Origin of the sequence: Rhodococcus sp. T2V (assembly GCF_029269925.1) — a bacterium.
Lineage (GTDB): Bacteria > Actinomycetota > Actinomycetes > Mycobacteriales > Mycobacteriaceae > Rhodococcus_F > Rhodococcus_F koreensis.
This window is the reverse complement of the sequence record NZ_JARJBD010000202.1, coordinates 1-5,288: the sequence shown is the minus strand read 5'-3', so window position 1 is coordinate 5,288 and position 5,288 is coordinate 1. Positions and strand designations below refer to the sequence as shown.

General features: G+C 66.8%; 4 protein-coding genes. All 4 read left to right on the top strand.

The window, feature by feature from the left end; translation table 11 throughout:
• Positions 1-356: 356 nt before the first annotated feature.
• From P3H15_RS52890 to P3H15_RS52875, 4 genes are read left to right on the top strand one after another with little or no spacing between them, the layout of a single operon-like run.
• A complete protein-coding gene (locus tag P3H15_RS52890; protein ID WP_276144643.1) occupies positions 357-1,127 on the top strand; it encodes a TnsA-like heteromeric transposase endonuclease subunit in 771 nt (256 codons plus the stop codon).
• On the top strand, positions 1,124-3,217 hold the full coding sequence (locus P3H15_RS52885) for a Mu transposase C-terminal domain-containing protein (RefSeq protein ID WP_276144642.1): 2,094 nt from the start codon (positions 1,124-1,126) through the stop codon (positions 3,215-3,217). Before P3H15_RS52890 ends, P3H15_RS52885 begins: the two co-directional genes overlap by 4 nt.
• The gene (locus tag P3H15_RS52880) at positions 3,211-3,840 is read left to right on the top strand and encodes a hypothetical protein (protein WP_276144641.1); all 630 of its coding nucleotides are present in this window, start codon (positions 3,211-3,213) and stop codon (positions 3,838-3,840) included. Before P3H15_RS52885 ends, P3H15_RS52880 begins: the two co-directional genes overlap by 7 nt.
• 6 nt (positions 3,841-3,846) lie before the next feature.
• Positions 3,847-5,190, top strand: coding sequence for a TniQ family protein (locus tag P3H15_RS52875; protein ID WP_276144640.1), 1,344 nt, complete (start codon positions 3,847-3,849; stop codon positions 5,188-5,190).
• Positions 5,191-5,288: the final 98 nt, after the last annotated feature.

Genomic DNA, 5,288 nt, shown 5'->3' with positions numbered 1-5,288 from the left:
CGAAGAAAGCGAAAAATCGGTGAGAATCCCAGCCGCAAAATCGGTGAGAAACCTCCGAAAATCCCCTGGTGGTGGAACCATTCACCGAAAAATGCGACGAGAACCTACAGGCGGGTGTTGCGGCGGGCGCGGGACGGCGCCACGTTGAACGTGTGTCCTGTGACAGTCGATCGTCCTTTTTGTCAGTGAATCTTGCTCGTTCCCGTTTCTCTGCCAGTACAGTTTGCTCGGTCTGTTATTGCTGGGGAGTAGGGGTGGGTTCGTGGGCTGTCGTGTCGTGACGCTGGTGGGGTGCCCTTGCGGACCAGGTCGGTTGCCACCGGTTGGGGAGGAACGGCTGAGCGAGCGCTGATCTGGTGGGCGACGCTGTGCTGGCGTTGGATCGTGTTCCGGCCGACGATTTCGGGTTCACGCTGGGTCTGCGCGATGCAGTGGGCGGGGATCGATTGGTGCGGCTGGGGCAGTGCGGTCACTTGACGCTGGAGCAGGCCGCGCCGGTGCGGACGTTCCGCTGGTCGCGTGGGCTCGGTCATTTCCCGGGGTGGTGGTGGTCGGTGACAACCGGCCACCACGTGGGCTACGAGTCCTGGCTGGAGCGCGATCACGTCCGCGCGCTCGATTACGACCGGGACGTCGTCGGCCTCGCGTCGCAGCCGTTCTGGCTGCACTGGAACGACGGCAGACGCAAGCGCCGCCATGCCCCGGACTATTTCGCTCGCTTGGCCGACGGGTCGGGGGTGGTGATCGATGTCCGCGCCGATGACGCGATCGAGCCGAAGGACGCCGAAGCGTTCGCGGTCACGGCGCAGGCGTGTGAGCAGGTCGGCTGGCGGTATCGGCGAGTGGGGGTCTTGGATCCGGTGCTGGCGGGGAACCTGCGGTGGCTGGCACGGTACCGGCATCCGCGGTGCGCCGGCCGGGCCGAGATCGGGCAGCGGCTGCGGGAGGTGTTCGCGTCTCCGGCGCCGCTGCTGGCGACCGCAGAGCGGGCCGGAGACCGGATCGCGGTGCTGCCGGCACTGTTTCACCTGATGTGGCAGCAGGAGCTGGTGGCCGATCTCGCGGCCGCCCGGTTGGGCCCGACCACGCTGGTAACGACTGCGGGTTCCGTCGGTGGTGCTCGGTGAGCGGGGGCTCCGCGCCTCGGCGGCCTGCGCGGCTGTCGATCGGTGATCGCCTGCGGTTGGCGGGAACGTTGCACACGGTGATCGCGGTATCTGGAACACGAATACAGCTGGCGGACACCGGCGGTCAAGTCACCGAGGCCGGTCTGACCGACCTAGTGGCGGCCGGAGACTTCGAGGCGGTGGGTGCGCCGGCGCAGGGTCCGGTTCCCCCGTCCACGCTGTTGGACGGGTTGCCGGAAGCTGTGGCGGCGGAGGCGTTGTGGTGGGAACAGCACATCGTCGAGGTGCTGCGCGGGGTGCCGCCACAGGCCCCGGCGGGGACCAGGCCGAAACCGGAGTACGACCCGGATCGGGTGTCGCTGACCCGCCGGGAGCAGGCCAAGGCCGCGGAGCTGACCGCGGCCGGTCGTCCGGTGACCGCGAGCGCGATCACCAAACGCCGTCGCCGCTACGAAGAGCGCGGGCTGGCCGGGATGGTCGATCATCGGATCGACAAGCCCGTCACTGCGCACGGGCGGGCCGATCCGCTGGTGGTGGAGGCGCTGCAGCAAGCGATTGCCGAGGCGACGCAGGAGTCCTCCCGCACGGCCACCTACCTGTTCTGGCGGACCGGCCAGATCCTGGAGGACACCCACGGTCCGGGCGCCGTTCGGTTGCCGTCGCTGCGCAGCCTTTACCGGTTGCTGCAGAAGCTGACGGCGGGCAAGCACACCACCGGATCGGCTCGCACCCGCCGGTCGCTGGCCGATCGCCCGGACGGGCCGTTCGGCGAGGCGGACGCGTGGGCGCCGGGTGAGGTGATGCAGATCGACTCCACCCCGCTGGACGTGCTGGTCCGCCTGGACGACGGCGTTACGGGCCGGATCGATTTGACCGGCATGATCGATGTCGCGTCCAGGACCGTGACCGCGGCGGTGTTGCGTCCGACGACCAAATCGGTGGACGCGAGCGTGCTGCTGGCCCGCACCGTCACGCCTGAACCGATGCGGCCGGGCTGGTCGCAGGCGCTGGCGATGTCGCGGTCGGCGCTGCCGTTCGAGCGGCTGCTGGACATCGATGCCCGTATGCAGCACGCCGCGGCCCGGCCGGTCGTCATTCCCGAGACGATCGTGGTCGATCAGGGGAAGGTGTTCATCTCCCGCAACTTCCGGTCCTCCTGCAACTTCCTGGGCATCAACTTCCAGCCCGTCCACGACGCATCCGGTTGGGAAAAGGGGCATATCGAGCGGATGCTCGGCTCGGTCGGTACTCTGTTCGCCCAGTTCGTCGCGGGCTACACCGGATTCAACGCCGAACGCCGGGGCCGCCACGTCGAGCAGCAAGCGGTGTGGTCGGTGATGGAGTTGCAGGAGCTGCTGGACGAGTGGCTCGTGGCAGCCTGGCAGAACCGGCCCCACGAGGGGCTTCGTGACCCCGTCCATCCGGGACGGATGTTCAGCCCGAACGAGAAATACGCCGCGCTCGTCGAAACCGCAGGCTATGTCCCGGTGGCATTGTCGGCGGACGACTACGTCGAACTGCTGCCCGCGACCTGGCGGGCGATCAACGCCTACGGCGTGAAGCTCAGCCATCGCACCTACGACGACAAGGCCCTGAACCCGTTGCGGCACCAGCGATCCGGCATGACCAATCATCGGGATCTCTGGGAGATCCATTACGACCCCTACGACGTCTCACGCATCTGGGTCCGCAACCACTGGAAGGGCGGCTGGATCACCCTGTTCTGGAAGCACCTGCACCGCGTCGCAGCACCGTTCGGGGAACTGGCCTGGGACCACACGCACCGCGCCCTGCCGGCCGCGACCGAAGAAGAAGTGGCCGACGCTGTCGCCGACCTGCTGAAACGGGCCCACCAAGGACCTTCCGACAGTGAGGGCAGGGGCTCGGCGAAACTCAGCCGCCGGGACCGCCGGGTCGCCGCGCGCACCAAGGCCAGCTCACCGGCTGCCCCGATCCCACCGCAGCCCGCACCGCGAGAGAGCATCGACGAGGAGCCGGACCCGGTTCGCACCACTCGTCCGGGCAAGGGCGCCAAAGTGATACCGCTGCCGATCTTCGACCCCTTCGCCGAGGCGGACAAACGATGGTGACTCGCACAGCCCGTCCCGGATCCGGTGACGAATCCGGTGATGCCGATTACGGGCACCTGCAGCTGACCACGTTGGACGGGTGGCGCAGCTTCGTCACCGAGATGCACACCGCGCCGAACCTGCTGCCCACAGCGATGTGGACGGGCCTGCCCGAGGACAAACGCGACTACTACGACGACGATCGCATCAACACCCGCACCCGCGCGGGCGCCGAAGCATCCGACACCTTGAAATACCTGAGCGAGAGGGTCCCCGCCACGTTTGCATATGCCGGGATCAGCCTCGACCGCACCGGGCTGCTGTCCGGCACCCGCGGCGAGCAAATCGCCGGCCGGTTCGGCATGGTCCGCACCGGCCCGTTCAGCCAGGACCAGCAATGGACCGCGCTCATCGCCGCCCTGGAAGACAGTCTGCGACTCCATCGGCATCGGCCTGGATCGCTGCCCGAACTCGACCGCTACCTGCACAGGCGCACCCACGGAATGATCGGAAGCCTGCTCTGGCTGATCCGCAGCGCGGCCATCAACGCCGTCCTCGACGGCACCGAGAAAATCACCAAGAAGTCCCTGGACGCCGTCGACGCCGACATCACCTCCGAATCCCCGGCGCCTCCCGTCGGATAAGCGGCGATGCCCAACATGCTGCCCCGCGATCGAGCCGAGCTGATACTCGCCCTGGGCAATGCCGGATGGTCGGTGGACGCCATCGCGGGGCAGCTCGGCTACAGCCCGACGACGATCCGCTCCTACCTGACCGGGCGCACGAAACCCGGAGTCCGAACCGCACGCCCCCGCCTGCTCACCGGCGCCCTGGCCGACTACAGCCGCCAGCGCCTCACCGAAGACCCGCAGCTACGGCCCCACGCCCTGTTCAACGAGTTGAAAGAACTCGGATTCCAAGCCAGCAAAGCGACCTTCTACCGCGAGATACAGCAGCTCAGGCAACCCAGCGGACAGCCGACTCACCTGAACCAGGATCTTCTCGACCTGGTCAGCCGATCGCGCCTGCTCACCGATGCTCTGGCCGACTACGGCCGTCTGCGCCTCACCGAGGACCCGCAGCTACGGCCCCACGCCCTGTTCAACGAGTTGAAGGAACGCGGACTCAATGCCAGTAAAGCGACCTTCTACCGCGAGTTACAACAGTTCCGGCAACCCGTCGAACAGCCGGCTCCCCCTCGCCCACTCGGCCGTCCGGGCGAGCACACGGTCGTGCTGCCGCGACCGATCGCACCGATCACGGGGGAATCTCTGAGCTCCTACCTACCTCGGCTCGCCCGAGCCAACCACCTCACCCTCGCCGAAGTCCTGGCCGCACTGCCGTCCTGGTTCTCCACGAAGATCAACAACTCCGACGAACTCTCCCAGCACCACATGCTCGTCCCCGCGACCACCGACGCGCTAAACGCACTCGCTCGTCTCGCCAGAACAACCCCACAACGCCTTGCCGGGGCACTACCAGCCTTCGGCGCCACCCACACCCGCGGACCAGTCCGCGCTACCACCGCCTGCCGCTACTGCACCGCCCGCCGCGGCGTCAGTGAACCCATCCCCGTCCACCTGCCTGTTCACCTGAAAGTCTGCACGCACCATGGCATCTGGCTCAGCGATGCTCGTCAGCCCAACCTCGACGTCACCGTCTGCCCCGAAATCATCACAGCTCAGCATCGCGCCAACCGGCTCCTGCGCCGATACACACCCCAGCAGCTCGTTCTCGCTCACGAAATCGCCGTCACGGCCATCCCGTCCTGGCCGACCTCTCAGGCCGCCATCCCACGCCACTGGAGACATCGACTGCTCACCCTTCAGACCGTCAACCAACACCGCGGCATCGGCACCGACCACGAGGCCTACACACGCGCAGCGAAATACCCCGACGCCATCGCCCTCGTTCCCGGGATCCTCAACATCCGAGCAAACGAGCAAGATCCAATGGCAAAGTCACCCGATCTCAGGGCTCCCCGACAACCTTGACCAGCACTCGGTTTGCCACTCAAATTTCCTTACCGCAGGTCAGGGCTTCTCTCGGGAATTTTTGTTAACAAATGCTATTTGCGCTGGTCAAAAGCCTG